This is a genomic window from Modicisalibacter tunisiensis (genome assembly GCF_020148005.1).
Taxonomy (GTDB): Bacteria; Pseudomonadota; Gammaproteobacteria; order Pseudomonadales; family Halomonadaceae; genus Modicisalibacter; species Modicisalibacter tunisiensis.
This window is the reverse complement of record NZ_JAGXFD010000002.1, coordinates 109,156-124,557: the sequence shown is the minus strand read 5'-3', so window position 1 is coordinate 124,557 and position 15,402 is coordinate 109,156. Positions and strand designations below refer to the sequence as shown.

Genomic DNA, 15,402 nt, shown 5'->3' with positions numbered 1-15,402 from the left:
TGGACCAAAGTCTCACGAGGGTAGGGCGGGGATGACAGGTTGATGAAAGGTTGGGCCCCTAGCATCTCTCGAGTCATCGAGGCGATGACGGCAGGAGGGAACTCCCTCACCTTTCGACAACAAAGAAACAGGAGTCCGCCATGAAATTCAACTCGGCATTCCGCCACTGGTCTTCGCTGCTCGCACTCAGCGGCGTCCTGCTGGCCGGCTCGGCCCAGGCCCAATCCGGCGCCACCGAGTGTATCGCGCCGGCCAAGCCGGGCGGTGGGTACGACCTGACCTGCCGCCTCGCGGCCAATGCCCTGCAGGAAACCGGGCTGATCGACAAGCCGATGATGGTCAGCTACATGCCGGGCGGCATCGGCGCGGTGGCCTACAACCATGTCAACGGCGTGCGCAACGACGATCCCAACCTGATCGTGGCGGCGAGCACGGGGGCTGCCGTCAACCTGGCGCTGGGCAAGTTCGGCAAGTACGACGCCGACGAGGTGCGCTGGCTGGGGGCGCTGGGCGCCGACTATGGCGCCATCGTGGTCAAGGCCGATGCCCCGTGGCAGAACCTCGATGAACTCATGCAGGATCTCAAGACCCAGCCGGGCAAGATCGTCTTCGGTGCCGGCGGGACCGTGGGCAGCCAGGACTGGATGAAGGCGGCACTGACCGCCAAGGCGGCGGATATCTCGCCGCGCGACCTGCGCTACGTGGCCTTCGAGGGGGGCGGCGAGTCGCTGGCGGCGCTGCTGGGTGATCACATTCAGGTCTTCACCGGTGACATGTCGGAACTGCGCCCGCATCTGGAGAGCGGCAAGGTGCGCGTACTGGCTTCCTTGTCCGAAGAGCGCCTGGGCGGGCCCTACGCCGATATCCCCACCGCCGCCGAGCAGGGCTACGACGTGCAGTGGCCGATCTGGCGCGGTTACTACATGGGGCCGGATGTCAGCGACGCGGCCTACCAGGAATGGGTGAACAAGCTCAAGACACTGTCCGAAAAGGAAAAGTTCGCCGAGATGCGTGAAGCGCGCGGGCTGTTCCCGATGTCACGCTTCGGCGCTGACTTCGACAGCTACGTCAAGGGCCAGGTCGCCCAGTTCAAGCAGCTCGCCGAAGAAGTGGGTCTGACGCAATGAAATTCGCCGCCGACCGCATCCTGGGACTCGCCCTGATCGGTCTGGCGGCGTTTGCCGCCATTCACGCTTGGCAGCTTCAGGTGCCCTTCAGCTACGAGCCCGTCGGGCCCAAGGCCTTCCCCATCATCTTGTCGGTTGTGCTGGCCGCGTTGTCGCTGGTGCTGGTGTTCCGCCCGGGCGAGAACGGCCACTGGCCGAACAAGGCCCTGTGTCTGAAGTTGCTGGCGGTGCTGGGCGTGCTGCTGGTCTATGCGCTGCTGTTCACGCGTCTGGGCTTCCTCGTGACCACCTTCTTTACGGTGCTGGTGCTGGCCCGGTTGTTCGAGGCGACCTGGCTCAAGGCGCTGGCCGCTGCGGTGCTGATGGCACTGGGTAGTTATCTTCTGTTTACCCAGGGTCTGGGTATTTCCCTGCCGGGCGGCTATTGGCTGCCCGATTACGCTTGAGGAGCCCGGCATGTTCGATTTTCTGATAGACGGCTTCGGGGTGGCGCTGAGCCCCCTCAACCTGGGGCTGGCCTTTCTGGGCGCCGTGCTGGGCACGCTGTTCGGCGCGCTGCCGGGCATTGGGCCGATCAACGGCATCGCGATTCTCATGCCGCTGGCCTATACGCTCGGCCTGCCGGCCGAGTCGGCGCTGATCCTGCTGGCTGGCGTCTACACCGGCGCGGAGTACGGCGGGCGCATGTCGAGTATCCTGCTCAACGTGCCCGGCGACGCCGGCGCGGTGATGACCACCCTCGACGGCCACCCGCTGGCCAAGAAGGGCCTGGCCGGCCCGGCCCTGGGCCTGTCCGCGGTGAGTTCGTTCGTCGGCGCGACCATCGCCATCATCGGCCTGACGCTGTTCGCGCCGCTGCTGGCCGAGGTCGCGGTGATGTTCGGCCCCGCCGAGTTCTTCGCGCTGATGGTATTCGCCTTCTCCTCCATGGCGGTGATGATGGGCAAGGACCCGATCAAGACCGCGATCGGTGCGGTGCTCGGGGTGTTGATCGCCATGGTCGGCGTGGACTCCGGCACCGGCGTGCTGCGCTATACCTTCGGCCTGGCCGAGCTCTATGACGGCATCGACTTCGTAGTGATGATCATCGGCCTGTTCGCGATCAGCGAGATCCTGCTGATGCTCGAGCACGCCAACCGCAAGGACGCCGAGGACGAGATGCCGCCACTGGGGCGGGTAATGGTCAGTCTCAAGGAGCTCGCTCACTGCAAGTGGACCATGCTGCGCTGCGGGCTGATCGGCTTCATCGTCGGTGTGCTGCCGGGGACCGGTGCGTCCGTCGCCGGGGCCGTGTCCTACACGACCGAAAAACGTCTCAGCGACAAGGAGGGCACCTTCGGCACCGGCGACATGCGGGGCCTGGCCGCGCCCGAGGCGGCCAACAACGCCTCGGCGGCGGGTTCCTTCGTGCCCATGCTGACCCTGGGCATTCCGGGGTCGGGCACCACGGCGGTGCTGCTCGGCGCACTGATGCTCTACAACATCACGCCGGGCCCGATGATGTTCTCCGAGCGGCCAGAGGTGGCCGGGGGGCTGATCGCCTCGTTGTATATCGGCAACGTGGTGCTGCTGGCGCTCAATCTGCCGCTGGCGGGGCTGTTCGCCAGGGTGCTGACCATCCCGCGCTGGGTGCTGGTGCCGGGCATCGCCATCTTGGCCTTCGCCGGCGTCTACCAGCTGCATTCCGACCTGATGGCCATCTACCTGATGTTGGTCATCGGTGTGTTCGGCTACCTGCTGCGCAAGCTGGGCTTCTCGCTGGCGCCGGTGATTCTCGGCTATGTGCTGGGCGGGCTGATGGAAGACAACCTGCGCCGCGCCCTGTCGATCAGTGGTGGCGACCTGGGCATTCTCTGGCAGTCGGGAATCTCGATCGGCCTGTGGGTTGCGGCCGTGGCGCTGCTGGTCCTGCCCTGGCTGTTGCCGCGAGTGCTCCGGGCGTGGCAATGATCCGCACATGAGTGGAATGCAACGCACCAGGATGACGAGTGTCATTCGTTTTCTGCCGGCGCTGTTGCTCGGCATCGTGGGGGGCGGGCTGGCCTACGCGGTCGGCCTGCCCTTGCCCTGGCTGCTGGGGGCGTTGATCGCCTCCACGCTGGTCAGCCTCTCCGGCATCCGCCTGCGCTCGCCGGGACGCGCGCGCCGGGTCGTGCTGGCCGTCATCGGAGTCATGCTGGGCGCGGCCTTTTCGCCCGACATGACGGGCGACATGGTGACGTGGGGGTCGAGCCTGATCGTCATGCTGATGGCGACGGCGGCGATGATGGCCTTCTCGGTCTGGTTCGGGCGGCACGTCGCCGGTCATTCGGTGAGCACGGCCCTGTACGCCGGCGTTCCGGGCGGGGTGTCGGCGGTCACGTTGATGGCGGTGGACTCGGGTGCCGATCTGCGCATCGTGGGACTGACCCATGCCGTGCGCATCCTGGTGCTGCTGGTCGCGATCCCGCCGGTGTTGAACCTGCTGGGGCACGTCACCCTCCAGCCGCGAACGATCGGCTGGTCCCAGTGGCTGGTTTTTCCCGGCCTCGACGACATCTTCATGCTGCTATTTGCGGGGCTTGCCGGAGTCCTCCTGGGGCGTTGGCTGCGTCTGCCCAACCCATTGCTGTTCGGACCGGTGCTGGTCTCGGCGGTGCTGCATGTGAGCGGCACGACCGAGGCGAGCATACCGCCACTGATCGTCGCGCTTGCCCAGGTGATCATCGGCCTGTCGGTGGGAGTGAGATTCGGTGGCACGCCGCTACGCGACGTGGGACACAGCCTGGTGATGGCGATGGTACAGGCCGTGGCCCTGTTGTTGATCGCCGTCGGGGCGGCCTGGGGCATCCATGCCGCAACCGGGGTTTCCGCCGCGGCGGCGTTGCTGGCCTACATGCCGGGCGGCGCGCCGGAGCTTAGCCTGGTGGCGTTGTCGTTGGGTATCGAGCCGGCCTTCGTGACCTCGCACCACCTGCTGCGCTTGACCGTGCTGATCCTGCTCCTGCCCTGGCTGCTGCGCGGACTGGGTCGTGCTCGTTCCTCCCGTTCCTGACGGGCCCGGCCATCACCCCGGCCGACGCCGGTTGGCCTCCATGCGCTCGAGGAACACCGCCATCACGGTGTCGTAGAGGCGCGGGCCGAGCACCATGTCCTCGACGCCGGCGTCGAGGTTGGGATTGTCGTTGACCTCGATCACCACCACCCGCTCGCCGACCTGCTTGAGATCCACCCCGTAGAGGCCGTCGCCGATCAGCCGCGTGGCCTTGAGCGCGGCGCGGATCACCGGTTTGGGCACGTCCTCGGGGGCGTGGGTGGTGAAGCCGCCGCTGCGCGTCCTGCCGCGGGAATGGTCGTAGATCTGCCAGTGGCCGCGGGCCATGTAGTAGCGACTGGCGAACAGCACCTTGCCGTCGAGCACGCCGATCCGCCAGTCGAAGTCGGTGGGCAGCCATTCCTGGAGCAGCAGCAGGGCGGAGGAGGCGAACAGCCGCTCGGCCTCCTGAACGAGCTGCTCGCTGGAGGCGATCTTGACCACCCCGCGCGAGAAGGCCCCGTCGGGAACCTTGAGGACCATCGGGAACTGCAGGCCGGCGGCCTTCTCCGCCAGCCGCGGCAGATCGTCACGATACAGCAGCAGCCCGTCGGGGGCGGGCACGCCCCTGGCGCGCAGCAATTCGTGCAGATAGACCTTGTTGGTGCAGCGCAGGATCGAGCGCGGGTCGTCGATCACCACCAGCCCCTCGTGCTCGGCACGCCGCGCCATGCGGTAGGTGTGATGATCGAGGCTTGTCGTCTCGCGGATGAACAGGGCATCGAACTCGGCAAGCCGGCCCTCGTCGCGCTTGGTGATCAGCGACACGTCGATGCCCAGCCGGCGCCCGGCGCGGATGAACTGCTTGAGCGCGCTCTTGTTGCTGGGCGGCAGCGCTTCCCCGGGGTCGACGAGGATCGCCAGGTCATAACGGTAGCGCCGCCGCGCCTTGGGCGTGCGCCAGACCTTGCGCGAGTGGCGGTTCAGGGCCTGGGCGAACAGGTCCTGCTCCGCGCCGCGCAGGGCGGTGAGCGCCAGCGGCTTGAGCCGGGTCAGCCGCCACAGCCCCTGGCGGCGCTGGAAGCGTGCCTCGAGCAGCGGGCAGGGCAGGCGCTCGAAGAGTCGGCGGGCCAGCCGGCCGAGGCCTTCCTCGAGACACTCGCCGAACATCACCCGCAGCGTGAATGCTTCGCCGGGCAGGGCGCCGCGTCGGGCGAGCTCGTCCATCAGCGGCGCCAGCGATTCCAGCTGCAGGTCGACCAGCGCCTTGCGCGACAGCTGGTTGAGCGTCTCGACCGTGGGCAGCACCCGCTGGCCGCGGGCCTGGGCGAGCAGCGAGACATAGTAGCCGGTCTCGAGGTAGTCCAGACCGCTGCACAGGTTGATGACGTGGGTGGCGCCGTCCTGCTCGCCGTTGGCATCCCGGGCCAGGTAGTCGGCGGCAGTGATCAGGTCCTCGGTGGGGTAGTAGGGGCGCCAGTCGGAAAGGCGGTCGACGACGATGCGCAAGGGAGCCATGGGTGCGTTTCCTGCGTGCAAGGGGGAGCCGGACGAGGCAAAATTGCCGCTAGCATGCACTTGACCGGCACTCGCTACAAGCCGGAATGTCGGTGAAATAATTTCATGCAACCAGGCAATGACAGGGCGCTTTTCGGCGTCCGACAATGCCGCCGCTGCCCGTTTCGGAATGACCCATGAATTCGCTGCACCCACCGCTGCTTCGCGATGCCTGTCCCGAGGATCTCGACGCCCTGTGCCGGCTCGAGCAGGCCTGCTTCGAGGGCGATCGCTTCTCGCGTCGTCAACTGTCCCATCTGCTCAAGCGCGCCAATGCCGTGACCCGGGTCGTCGCCGATGACCGCGGCGAGCTGCAGGGCTACGGGACCCTGCTGTTCCGGCGCAACAGTCGCACCGCGCGCCTCTATTCCTTCTGCGTGCATCCCGCGCTGCGCGGCGGCGGCGTGGGCCGGCGACTGCTCGCTGCGCTGGAGGCGGTCGCCGGCGAGCGTGGCATGCAGCGCCTGAGCCTGGAGGTCCGGGCCGACAACCGTGTCGCCATGGGGCTTTACCGCCGCATGGGCTACCTGCCGCGCCGCTGGCTGGACGACTACTATGTCGATGGCTGCGCCGCCTGGCAGATGGACAAGCCGCTGGCCGTGGCGACGCTGGCCGAGCGCGGGGCGGACACCGCTGAAAGTCCGAGCCGCATCGGCTAGGATGGCCCGGCGCCGATCCGCCCTTTCACCTTCCGGAGTCCTGTCATGCCCTCTTTCGATATCGTGTCCGAACTCGACAAGCACGAAGTCACCAACGCCGTCGACCAGGCCAATCGCGAGCTCACCACCCGCTTCGACTTCCGCGGTGTCGACGCGAGCTTCACCGAGGAAAGCGACGCCGTGCTCATGGAGGCGGAGGCCGAGTTCCAGCTGCGCCAGATGCTCGACATCCTGAAGGGCCGTCTGATCGCCCGGGGCATCGATGTCGGCTGTCTCGAGGAGGAGGACGCCGAGACCGGCGGCGTGCGGGTGCGCCAGCGCATCGTCCTGCGTCAGGGCATCGATCAGCCGCTGGCCAAGAAGATCGTCAAGACGCTCAAGGATGCCAAGCTCAAGGTGCAGGCGCAGATCCAGGGCGACAAGGTGCGGGTCACCGGCAAGAAGCGCGACGACCTGCAACAGGCCATCGCGCTGCTCAAGGGCGATGAGTCCATCGAGCTGCCGCTGCAGTTCAACAACTTTCGCGACTGAGGCGCTGGCGCCGTGATGAATCTTGCCTAGTCTGGTGATAGCCGGTTTTCATTTCCCCGCCGAGCGGGAATCGGGTCTCATGGGCGGGCGATCGTCGGGTCCGGTTGCGTCCAGGCGTGCCCCGCTCGGGCCCGGCGGTCGCGTCCCGTGCGCCGGCGGGCCTGCCGGGTGCGACGATGCGCTCCATCCGTCGGCAAGCGAAATCCGGTAGGCTAGGAGCGTCGCGTTCGGGAGAAAGCCCCATGCCCAACCTCAAGCACGCCATCTACGCAAGCCTGGCTGCCGTCAGCTTTGCGCTCGGGGTGGTGGGCCTGTTCCTGCCCGTCATGCCAACCACCGGCTTCATGCTGCTGGCGGTGTGGCTGGCCTCGCGAGGGTCGCCACGTTTCGCGAACTGGATTCGTCGTCACCCGCGCTTCGGGCCGCCGATCCTCGCCTGGGAGGACGAGCGGGCCATCCCGCGCCACGCCAAGTGGATGGCGGCGACCATGCTGGTCGTCTCGTCGCTGGTGATCGGCTTCACCGTGGGGGCGCTGGTGCTCAGGCTGTTGCTGATCGTCGGCCTGTTCGCGCTGGGCCTGTGGATCATCACCCGTCCCGAGCCGCGGGGGGCCTGCCCGTTCGCCGCGGCCGCCGATGCGGCGGCCCAGCGGCGGCTGGACGAGGCGTCCTGCGCCCCGCGTCGGTCGGGGCGTTGACCGACGGATCCGCTGCGCCGACTTTGAGACTCCTGGCCTGCTCGCCGTACAATGCCGGTAACCTTGTACAGGAGTACTCGTCCCATGTCCGATACGCGCATTTCCGAAGAAGCGGAGATCAAGCCCGTCGACGCCGCTCCGCAGCCGGTCTACCTGAAGGACTATCAGCCACCGGCCTTTCGCGTCACGCATGTCGAGCTCAAGTTCGACCTGGTGCCCGCGGCGACGCGGGTCACCGCGGTGCTGCATCTCGAACGTCACCCGGACGGCGCGCCGGGACAACCGCTGGTGCTCGACGGCGAGCGGCTCAGCCTCAAGCGCATCGCCATCGACGGCCAGGAGCTCGGTGAATCCGAGTACCGTGTCGACGACGCCTCGCTGACCATTCCCGACGCCCCCGACCGCCTGCGCCTGGAGACCGAGGTCGAGATCGACCCGGCCAGCAACACCGCGCTCGAGGGGCTGTACCTGTCCAACGGCATGTTCTGTACCCAGTGCGAGGCGCAGGGCTTCCGCCGCATCACCTTCTACCCGGATCGCCCGGACGTGATGGCGACCTTCTCGACCACGGTGATCGGCGACAGCGCCTCGCTGCCGGTGCTGCTCTCCAACGGCAACCCGGTCGAGCGCGGCGAACTGCCCTATGGCCGGCACTTCGTCACCTGGGAGGACCCGCACCCCAAGCCCAGCTACCTGTTCGCGCTGGTGGCCGGCAAGCTCGAGAAGGTCGAGGACCGCTTCACCACGATGAGCGGCCGCGAGGTCACGCTGCAGCTGTGGGTCGAGCCGGCCAACCTGGAGAAGACCGACCACGCCATGCGCTCGCTCAAGGCGGCCATGGAATGGGACGAGACGACCTACGGCCGCGAGTACGACCTCGACCTGTTCATGATCGTCGCCGTCGACGACTTCAACATGGGCGCGATGGAGAACAAGGGCCTCAACATCTTCAACTCGGCGGCGGTGCTGACGCATCCGCAGACCGCCACCGATGCCGCCTTCCAGCGTGTCGAGGGGGTGGTCGCCCACGAATACTTCCACAACTGGTCGGGCAACCGCGTGACCTGCCGCGACTGGTTCCAGCTCTCGCTCAAGGAGGGCTTCACGGTCTTCCGCGACCAGAGCTTCTCCGCCGACATGAACTCGGCGCCGGTCAAGCGCATCGAGGACGTCTCCTTCCTGCGTACCGCGCAGTTCGCCGAGGATGCCGGCCCGACCGCGCACCCGGTCCAGCCCGACCACTACATCGAGATCTCCAACTTCTACACCCTGACCATCTACGAGAAGGGCGCGGAGATCGTGCGCATGCTGCGCAACCTGCTGGGCTGGGAGACCTTCCGCAAGGGCTCGGATCTGTATTTCGAGCGCTTCGACGGCCAGGCGGTGACCATCGAGGACTTCGCCGGCTGCATGGCCGAGGTGTCGGGGCTCGATCTCGATCAGTTCATGCGCTGGTATTCCCAGGCCGGCACGCCGGAGATCGACGCCCACGGCGAGTACGACTACGCCAGGGCCGAATACCACCTGACGCTGCGCCAGCGCACGCCCGCCACGCCGGGCCAGCCCGACAAGCTGCCGCTGCACATCCCCGTGCGCGTGGGGCTGGTGGGCACCAAGTCCGGCGAGGACCTGACCCTGACCCTCGACGGCGAGGCGCTCGGCAAGGAGGGCGTGCTGCATCTGCGCGAGGAGGAGCAGACCTTCGTCTTCACCGACGTTGCCGAGGCCCCGGTGCCGTCGCTGCTGCGCGGTTTCTCGGCGCCGGTCAAGCTGCGCTTCCCCTACGGCCGCGAGGACCTGGCCTTCCTGCTCACGCACGATTCCGACGGTTTCAACCGCTGGGATGCCGGGCAGCGGCTGGCCATGCTGGCCCTGGACGATCTGATCGCCGCGCACCGCAACGGTGTCGAGAAGGTCATGGATGCGCGGGTGGTCGAGGCGTTCCGCGGGCTGCTCAACGAGCCGGCCGACGACAAGGCGGTGCTCGCCGAGATGCTCACGCTGCCCTCCGAGGCCTACATCGCCGAGCAGCAGCCGGTGGTCGACGTGGACGCCATCCACGCCGCGCGCGAGTTCGTCCGCCAGTCGCTGGCCACGGTGCTGCGTGACGACTTCATGGCGCTGTACCGGGCCAATCGTTCCGAGGCGCCCTACGCGCCCTCCGCCGAGCAGATCGCCAGTCGTCGCCTGAAGAACGTCGCCCTGGCCTACCTGATGAGCATCGAGGACGAGGAGGCCATCGAGCTGGCCCGCCAGCAGTTCGAGGCCGACCACAACATGACCGACGTGCGCGCGGCGTTGACGCTGCTGGTCCACAGCTCGCGCAGCGCGGTCGCCGATCCGCTGCTGCGGGCCTTCGGCAAGAAGTGGGCGCACGACCCGCTGGTGATGGACCAGTGGTTCAGCCTCCAGGTCACGCGGCCGCAGGCGGACGCCCTCGACCGGGTCAAGTACCTGATGGAGCATCCGGCGTTCTCGCTGAAGAATCCCAACCGGGTGCGGGCGCTGATCGGCGCCTTCGCCGGCCAGAACCGGGTCAACTTCCATCGCCTCGACGGCGAGGGCTACCGGCTGCTCGCCGATGTGGTGATCGCGCTCAACACGCTCAACCCGGAGATCGCCGCGCGGATCATCACGCCGCTGACGCGCTGGCAGCGTTACGACGAGACGCGCCAGTCACTGATGAAGGCCGAGCTCGAGCGCATCCGCGCCGAGGAGCTCTCGCCCAACGTCTACGAAGTGGTGGAGAAGGCACTGGCCGAGTGAGGCCCTCGCGGCCTGCGCGAATGCAAGCGGGGCGCCCCAGGGGGCGCCCCGCTTGTCGTTTGCCGGCAGATGACGCGGTTCAGGGGGCGATCCGGGCGCTGGCGTCGCTGAAGCCCATCAGCGAGATCGCCAGATCCAGGCGCTGGCCGCGCGGGTCGATCAGGCTCAGCGTGGCCTGGCTGCCCTGGCGCAACTGCTGCATCAGTTCCGGCTTGAGGGGAATGTCCGCGCGGCAGCCGTCCGGCACGCAGACCTGGTAGGGGAACTTGATCGGCTTGCCGCCGTCGACGGTCAGCTGCAGCCCCGGGGCCAGGCGCACGCCCAGCGGCAGCAGGAAGACCATGGCCGGCCCGTCGGCCTGCGGGGGATAGGCCACCACCACGCGCAGGACCGGCTGGTCGCCGTCCGGGTTGTTGATCAGCTGGGTCATGGAACAGCGGCCCTGGCCGGCGTCCGTCGGGCAGCGCACCTGCCAGTCCTGGACGGTGCGGGTCTGGATGTTGCTGGCGTTGCCGTTGGTGGCCTGCTGGGCGAAGGCGGTCGCGGTCATGGCCATCAGCAGCATGGCGATGGCGGTCAGGCGTTTGGCGCAGTCCTGCATGGCGGGCTCTCCGTTGCGTGTGGGTGAGGGGAAGAATGCTCAGTTCAACACGAGGGCAGGGCGTCTGGCGAGTCGTCCGGCACAACACGCCCTCAGGCGATCAGCCAGCTCAGTATCGTCAGCCCGAGCAGCGTCCAGATCAGGGCGCCGATCACGGCACCGCGCAGGAAACCGCGCAGCCCCCTGTAGAGCATCAGCAGGCCGATGAGGAGCATCAGCATGGCGAACAGCGAGTCGCTGATGCCCAGCGAGGCGGTCAGCCCGTCGATGAAATCTTGTGCCGCCGAGAAGGTGCCGCCGAACAGGTGATTCAGAAGGGTGACCAGCTCGCGCAGGGCATCGCCCAGTCGTTCGCCCAGCCGGTTGAAGAAGCCGTTGTCTTGCATGAGGGGAGGTTCCCGGAGACGTCAGGGGATGTCGGATTGCTGGGCATGCCGCCAGGCAAGCATGAGCGTGGACATCATCGATGGTGGGTGCAGCGGCCATGGTAAGCCCTGCGGGGCCGTCTCGCGAGCCGCTGAACGGGGATTGTGATGGTGGGTTTCACGGAGCCGGCGCCTTTGTAGGAGTTTCGTATCCTTGCCCAAGATTGGCGTGGCTCGGCCGATATCAAGGGTGCTAGCGTCACCATTCACCCCTTCACACAGCGAGGTACGCGCATGGATTCCATCAGTGCGATGAGCGGCATGGCCTCGGCATTGCAGCAGTACAATGCCGGCCAGCAGACCCAGATGAGCCTGCTCAAGGAGTCGCTGGACACGCAGTCCGCCCACGTCTCCCAGCTCATGGAGTCGGTGGCTCCGCAGCAGGACAGCCAGCTGGCCACCTCCGGCAGCGTCGGTACGCAGATCAATACCTACGCCTGAACCGGTGGCTGAAACGCCAGACGCCGCGGTGATCCCGCGGCGTCTGTCGTTGGCGTCGGCGCGGTGGCGTCAGCGGGGCCGGTAGAACACGAAGTCGCCGGAGGTCAGGGTGCGCTTGAAGCGGCTGGCCCAGCGCGGCGAGATGCCCCGGTGATGGAAGTAGAGTGCCCCGTGCGTGATGTCCCTGGCCTGGCCGTTGAGGGTCCGGCGGGCCACTTCCTTGGCATTCCCATAGGCGTCGCTCTCGCCGGCGTCGTCGGCGCGGCCGTCGCACCACCAGGAAAACTGGCAACGGCCCTGTTCGGAGCCCTGGAGCACCACGCCGCAGACGGTGTCGGGGAAGCGGGCATCGGCGAGCCGGTTCATCACCACGCTGGCCACGGCACCCATCTGCCGGGACGACGTGCCGCGCGCTTCCCAGTAGAGGGTGCGGGCCAGACAGGTCAGCGGGTCGTCCAGCGGGGCGGCGCCACGCGGGTCGACGGCCTGGGCGCCGCCCGGAGTGATGCGCGCGGTGTCGGGCGACGGAGCCGCGCCGGGCTCGGCGGCGATCTGCTCGAGAATCCTCGCCTTGTGCTCGGCCCTGCTGGCCAGCGAGGTCTCCGCCCGGGAGAGCGGCACGGTGGCCAGGGCGGCCAGCCCGAGCAGGGCGGCACCCCCCACGACGGCGAGACGCTTGGCGTGATGCCTGTTCATGTCGAATCCTCGCAATGGGCACCACCCATCGGGTGGTCAACACGTGCGACTGTCGCCCTCTGCCGAACAAGCCGGGGCGGGGAATGGGCCGAGTGTAGCGCGACCGCGGCGCTGATGGTTAGCGGGAATCGCGGCGAACATGCTCCGGCAGTCCCAGCGCCAGGGGCACCGTGACGATGCCGCCCGCCAGCGCCACCCACAGGGGCGCCGTGGCCCCCCCTTCGGCGGCGATCGGGCCCAGCGCCATGATCCCCAGCGCCGCCAGGCCGTTGGACAGCCCGAGCGCCATGCCCGACCCCAGGGAGCGATTCTCCGGCAGGATGTCCTGGGCGATCAGGATGGTCAGCGGCAGCGTCGCGAACAGGCAGATGCCGAGCACGCCGAGAGCGATCCACAGCCAGAGGCCCTCGGCCATGAGGAAGGCGGCCAGCATCACTACCGAGATGCTCATCGCCGCGATCAGCAAGGGGCGGCGTCCCAGGCGGTCCGAGAGATGCCCGCCGCCGACATTGCCGATCACGCCGATGACCAGCATCACGGTGATGAAGCTGGCTCCGGTGGTCAGCGAGCCGCCGGCCTGGGTCCACATCAGCGGCACGAAGGTCACCACCGAGAAGATCATCAGCGAGCGCAGGGTCGAGAAGGCCACCAGACGGGTCAGCGGGCCGGCGTGGCATCGCCACTGGACCGGGGCCGCATCGCCGGCGCGGGGCGGCAGGCTGGGTGCCCATCGCAGCAGAAACGGCAGGGTCAGCAGGGCGGGCAGGGCGAGCACCCACAGGTATGCCAGCCCCCACTGGACGACGACCCAGCTGGCGATGGCCGGCCACACGCCGCGTCCCACCTCGCCGCCGACCAGGAAGATCGACATCGCCGTGCCGGGCTTGTCGCCGCCCAGCCGGCGCACCCCCGCCAGGGCCTGGGGGTGGAAGAAGGAGTTGGAGACGCCGATCAGCACCAGCACGCCCAGCAGCGCCCAGACGTCCGAGGTGAAGCCGACCAGCGCCCCGCCCAGCGACGAACCGGCGAGCCCCAGGGCGACCATCACGCGACCGCCCACCCGGTCGGCGAGCAGGCCCACCAGCGGCTGCAGGGCCTGACCCATCAGCAGCGCCGCCATGATGGTGCCGGCCAGTGCCACCGACAGGTTGAGCGACACCAGGATCGCCGGCAGCACGCCGGGCAGATAGTTGGCGGCGCCGTCGTTGAGAAAGTGCGCCCAGCTCATGCCGGTCAGGCGGCCGGGCTGGGTACGCGGTGTCGCGGCGGTGGCGGTGGTGGCCTCCATGAAACCTCCGATCAGTGAGCAGAATACAAGGGGCGACACGGCCTGGGTCGCTCCGGCGTGTCTCATTGTAAGCCGACTAAGGGGCGGGCTGCCCGGGTGTGTCGAGGCGCTTCTCCATGACCAGCCCCGTGCGAGTTTCCGCCGTCACCCGAAAGCCCAGGCGGCGATAGAGCCTGAGTGCCGGGTTGTGTTTCAGCACGTTCAGGCGCAGCGGCTTGCGCCCATGCTCTTGGGCGAGCGCTTCCGCGTGGCGGATCAGCCAGGTGCCGACGCCCCGCCCGCGAAACGGCGCGCTCACCTGCAGTTCGCGCACATGGAGGTGGTCATCGGCGTGAAGGAGCGACAGGAAGGCCACCAGGGCCACGGGCGAGACCAGGCAGAAGTTGTCCGCTTCCGCGACGCGCCGGCGGAACTGTCCGCTGTCCCAGGCCAGCCCCTGATCGGCCAGGTAGGGGCGCATGTTGTCGTGGACCAGCCGCTCCACGCCCGGCAGGTCGGCAGCGGTCACCGGCCTCAGGGTCAGCGGCGTCCGGCCGAGAGCCAGCGAGGCATGCCCGGGCGGGGGCGGCCATGATCGGGAGGCGTGTGGCATGGGTGGCGCGAGGTCAGAGCGCGGGCGCGTCGAAGTCGGCCGGCTCGTCGGTATAGACGCAGACGTTGGCATCCTCGATGTCACCGTCCTCGGCCTCCAGTTGCGTGGCGAAGAAGTGGCGGATCTCCTCGCGCTGGCAGTGGGCCTCGAATGCCGCCCGATCGGCCCAGACTTCATGGAAGACGATCGGATAGCTCGAGCCCCGGGCGAAAGGGTTGTCGACGTGGCGGGTCACGGTATAGCGCAGGCAGCCGTCCTCGCGGTGAGCGTTGGGTTCCAGCGCCTGCAGGGCACGGAAGACGGCCTCCTCCCGGCCGGGGCGAGGCTTGAAGCTGGCGATGCAGTAGACCTTCGAGGACATGATGCTCTCCCTGTCGGCTGTCACTTGGCGATGGACGAGCCGCCGACGATAGCATCTTCGGCCGACGAGGGGGATGCCGTCGGCGGCCTCACTCCGGTGCCGGCAGTACCGTGTCGTCGATCACCCGGCGCAGCACGAAGCTGGAATGGGCACCGCTGACGCCCTCGATGCGGGTAATGCAGTTGAGCAGCAGGTTCTGGTAGTCGTCCATGTCACGCACCACCACCTTGAGCTGATAGTCGGCCTCCTGTCCGGTGATCAGCAGGCACTCCTGAACCTGGGGCAGGGCGGCGACCTGAGCCTCGAAGTTGGCGAAGCGCTCCGGCGTGTGCCGGTCCATGGAGATGTGCAGCAACGCCGTCAGGCTGTAGCCCAGGCGGCGGCTGTCGACCCGGGCCCGGTAACCGACGATCAGGCCGCTTTCCTCGAGGGCGCGGACGCGGCGCAGGCAGGGCGAGGGAGACAAGCCGATGCGGTCGGCGAGTTCCTGGTTGCTGATGCGCCCTTCGCGCTGAAGGATCTCGAGGATGTGGCGATCGTAGCGGTCGAGCGCCGGGGGAGCGGGTTGTTTCGTCATGCTGGGCATTTCCTGCCAAAATCATTTGATGAATTGGCATTTTATGCCGATTTCATCGCGATGCGGCAAC

At 67.8% G+C, this 15,402-nt stretch carries 17 protein-coding genes; 9 read left to right on the top strand and 8 right to left on the bottom strand.

Annotated elements, in window-relative coordinates; all coding sequences use genetic code 11:
* Window positions 1-140: 140 nt before the first annotated feature.
* From KGQ91_RS15695 to KGQ91_RS15680, 4 genes are read left to right on the top strand one after another with little or no spacing between them, the layout of a single operon-like run.
* On the top strand, window positions 141-1,127 hold the full coding sequence (locus KGQ91_RS15695; RefSeq protein WP_224414398.1) for a Bug family tripartite tricarboxylate transporter substrate binding protein: 987 nt from the start codon (window positions 141-143) through the stop codon (window positions 1,125-1,127).
* The gene (locus KGQ91_RS15690; RefSeq protein ID WP_224414399.1) at window positions 1,124-1,573 is read left to right on the top strand and encodes a tripartite tricarboxylate transporter TctB family protein; all 450 of its coding nucleotides are present in this window, start codon (window positions 1,124-1,126) and stop codon (window positions 1,571-1,573) included. Before KGQ91_RS15695 ends, KGQ91_RS15690 begins: the two co-directional genes overlap by 4 nt.
* Window positions 1,574-1,583: 10 nt before the next feature.
* A complete protein-coding gene (locus tag KGQ91_RS15685; RefSeq protein WP_224414400.1) occupies window positions 1,584-3,077 on the top strand; it encodes a tripartite tricarboxylate transporter permease in 1,494 nt (497 codons plus the stop codon).
* Window positions 3,078-3,084: 7 nt separating this feature from the next.
* The gene (locus KGQ91_RS15680; protein ID WP_224421472.1) at window positions 3,085-4,161 is read left to right on the top strand and encodes an AbrB family transcriptional regulator; all 1,077 of its coding nucleotides are present in this window, start codon (window positions 3,085-3,087) and stop codon (window positions 4,159-4,161) included.
* A 12-nt stretch (window positions 4,162-4,173) separates the two neighbouring features.
* On the opposite strand, the gene KGQ91_RS15675 is transcribed toward KGQ91_RS15680, so the two are convergent.
* Complete coding sequence (locus KGQ91_RS15675; RefSeq protein ID WP_224414402.1) at window positions 4,174-5,658, bottom strand: RimK family protein; 1,485 nt, start codon at window positions 5,656-5,658, stop codon at window positions 4,174-4,176.
* Window positions 5,659-5,834: 176 nt separating this feature from the next.
* Between KGQ91_RS15675 and KGQ91_RS15670 the strand changes: the two genes are divergently transcribed.
* The 4 genes from KGQ91_RS15670 to pepN all read left to right on the top strand — a co-directional run bounded on the left by KGQ91_RS15670 (window position 5,835) and on the right by pepN (window position 10,351).
* Window positions 5,835-6,356, top strand: coding sequence for a GNAT family N-acetyltransferase (locus tag KGQ91_RS15670; RefSeq protein ID WP_163648423.1), 522 nt, complete (start codon window positions 5,835-5,837; stop codon window positions 6,354-6,356).
* A gap of 45 nt (window positions 6,357-6,401) precedes the next feature.
* Window positions 6,402-6,887 carry a YajQ family cyclic di-GMP-binding protein gene (locus tag KGQ91_RS15665; protein ID WP_224421471.1) on the top strand — a complete coding sequence of 162 codons (486 nt, stop codon included), beginning with the start codon at window positions 6,402-6,404 and terminating at the stop codon, window positions 6,885-6,887.
* A 242-nt stretch (window positions 6,888-7,129) separates the two neighbouring features.
* A complete protein-coding gene (locus KGQ91_RS15660) occupies window positions 7,130-7,585 on the top strand; it encodes a YbaN family protein (RefSeq protein ID WP_224421470.1) in 456 nt (151 codons plus the stop codon).
* Window positions 7,586-7,669: 84 nt separating this feature from the next.
* Window positions 7,670-10,351: an aminopeptidase N gene (gene pepN, locus KGQ91_RS15655; RefSeq protein ID WP_224421469.1), complete on the top strand. Its 2,682-nt coding sequence runs from the start codon at window positions 7,670-7,672 to the stop codon at window positions 10,349-10,351.
* Window positions 10,352-10,430: 79 nt separating this feature from the next.
* Here pepN and KGQ91_RS15650 read toward each other — a convergent pair whose 3' ends face one another.
* Window positions 10,431-10,952, bottom strand: coding sequence for an invasion associated locus B family protein (locus tag KGQ91_RS15650; RefSeq protein ID WP_224414406.1), 522 nt, complete (start codon window positions 10,950-10,952; stop codon window positions 10,431-10,433).
* A gap of 92 nt (window positions 10,953-11,044) precedes the next feature.
* Window positions 11,045-11,338: a hypothetical protein gene (locus KGQ91_RS15645; RefSeq protein ID WP_224414407.1), complete on the bottom strand. Its 294-nt coding sequence runs from the start codon at window positions 11,336-11,338 to the stop codon at window positions 11,045-11,047.
* 273 nt (window positions 11,339-11,611) lie between these two features.
* Between KGQ91_RS15645 and KGQ91_RS15640 the strand changes: the two genes are divergently transcribed.
* Window positions 11,612-11,818 (top strand): putative motility protein, encoded by a 207-nt coding sequence (locus KGQ91_RS15640; protein WP_224414408.1) that lies wholly within the window; start codon window positions 11,612-11,614, stop codon window positions 11,816-11,818.
* A 69-nt stretch (window positions 11,819-11,887) separates the two neighbouring features.
* Here KGQ91_RS15640 and KGQ91_RS15635 read toward each other — a convergent pair whose 3' ends face one another.
* From KGQ91_RS15635 to KGQ91_RS15615, 5 genes are all read right to left on the bottom strand, one after another.
* Complete coding sequence (locus KGQ91_RS15635; protein WP_163648431.1) at window positions 11,888-12,514, bottom strand: cell wall hydrolase; 627 nt, start codon at window positions 12,512-12,514, stop codon at window positions 11,888-11,890.
* A gap of 118 nt (window positions 12,515-12,632) precedes the next feature.
* Window positions 12,633-13,802, bottom strand: coding sequence for an MFS transporter (locus KGQ91_RS15630; protein WP_224414409.1), 1,170 nt, complete (start codon window positions 13,800-13,802; stop codon window positions 12,633-12,635).
* A gap of 76 nt (window positions 13,803-13,878) precedes the next feature.
* The gene (locus tag KGQ91_RS15625) at window positions 13,879-14,310 is read right to left on the bottom strand and encodes a GNAT family N-acetyltransferase (RefSeq protein WP_224414410.1); all 432 of its coding nucleotides are present in this window, start codon (window positions 14,308-14,310) and stop codon (window positions 13,879-13,881) included.
* A gap of 97 nt (window positions 14,311-14,407) precedes the next feature.
* The gene (locus KGQ91_RS15620; protein WP_224414411.1) at window positions 14,408-14,755 is read right to left on the bottom strand and encodes a putative quinol monooxygenase; all 348 of its coding nucleotides are present in this window, start codon (window positions 14,753-14,755) and stop codon (window positions 14,408-14,410) included.
* A gap of 88 nt (window positions 14,756-14,843) precedes the next feature.
* Window positions 14,844-15,332 (bottom strand): Lrp/AsnC family transcriptional regulator, encoded by a 489-nt coding sequence (locus tag KGQ91_RS15615; protein WP_224414412.1) that lies wholly within the window; start codon window positions 15,330-15,332, stop codon window positions 14,844-14,846.
* Window positions 15,333-15,402: the final 70 nt, after the last annotated feature.

Bases quoted from the DNA above. Each gene is read 5' to 3' on its own strand.
- KGQ91_RS15635 (WP_163648431.1), bottom strand. From the start codon at position 12,514: ATGAACAGGCATCACGCCAAGCGTCTCGCCGTCGTGGGGGGTGCCGCC.
- pepN (WP_224421469.1), top strand. From the start codon at position 7,670: ATGTCCGATACGCGCATTTCCGAAGAAGCGGAGATCAAGCCCGTCGAC.
- KGQ91_RS15630 (WP_224414409.1), bottom strand. From the start codon at position 13,802: ATGGAGGCCACCACCGCCACCGCCGCGACACCGCGTACCCAGCCCGGC.
- KGQ91_RS15680 (WP_224421472.1), top strand. From the start codon at position 3,085: ATGAGTGGAATGCAACGCACCAGGATGACGAGTGTCATTCGTTTTCTG.
- KGQ91_RS15615 (WP_224414412.1), bottom strand. From the start codon at position 15,332: ATGACGAAACAACCCGCTCCCCCGGCGCTCGACCGCTACGATCGCCAC.
- KGQ91_RS15670 (WP_163648423.1), top strand. From the start codon at position 5,835: ATGAATTCGCTGCACCCACCGCTGCTTCGCGATGCCTGTCCCGAGGAT.
- KGQ91_RS15695 (WP_224414398.1), top strand. From the start codon at position 141: ATGAAATTCAACTCGGCATTCCGCCACTGGTCTTCGCTGCTCGCACTC.
- KGQ91_RS15640 (WP_224414408.1), top strand. From the start codon at position 11,612: ATGGATTCCATCAGTGCGATGAGCGGCATGGCCTCGGCATTGCAGCAG.
- KGQ91_RS15660 (WP_224421470.1), top strand. From the start codon at position 7,130: ATGCCCAACCTCAAGCACGCCATCTACGCAAGCCTGGCTGCCGTCAGC.
- KGQ91_RS15685 (WP_224414400.1), top strand. From the start codon at position 1,584: ATGTTCGATTTTCTGATAGACGGCTTCGGGGTGGCGCTGAGCCCCCTC.
- KGQ91_RS15620 (WP_224414411.1), bottom strand. From the start codon at position 14,755: ATGTCCTCGAAGGTCTACTGCATCGCCAGCTTCAAGCCTCGCCCCGGC.
- KGQ91_RS15650 (WP_224414406.1), bottom strand. From the start codon at position 10,952: ATGCAGGACTGCGCCAAACGCCTGACCGCCATCGCCATGCTGCTGATG.
- KGQ91_RS15675 (WP_224414402.1), bottom strand. From the start codon at position 5,658: ATGGCTCCCTTGCGCATCGTCGTCGACCGCCTTTCCGACTGGCGCCCC.
- KGQ91_RS15665 (WP_224421471.1), top strand. From the start codon at position 6,402: ATGCCCTCTTTCGATATCGTGTCCGAACTCGACAAGCACGAAGTCACC.
- KGQ91_RS15645 (WP_224414407.1), bottom strand. From the start codon at position 11,338: ATGCAAGACAACGGCTTCTTCAACCGGCTGGGCGAACGACTGGGCGAT.
- KGQ91_RS15690 (WP_224414399.1), top strand. From the start codon at position 1,124: ATGAAATTCGCCGCCGACCGCATCCTGGGACTCGCCCTGATCGGTCTG.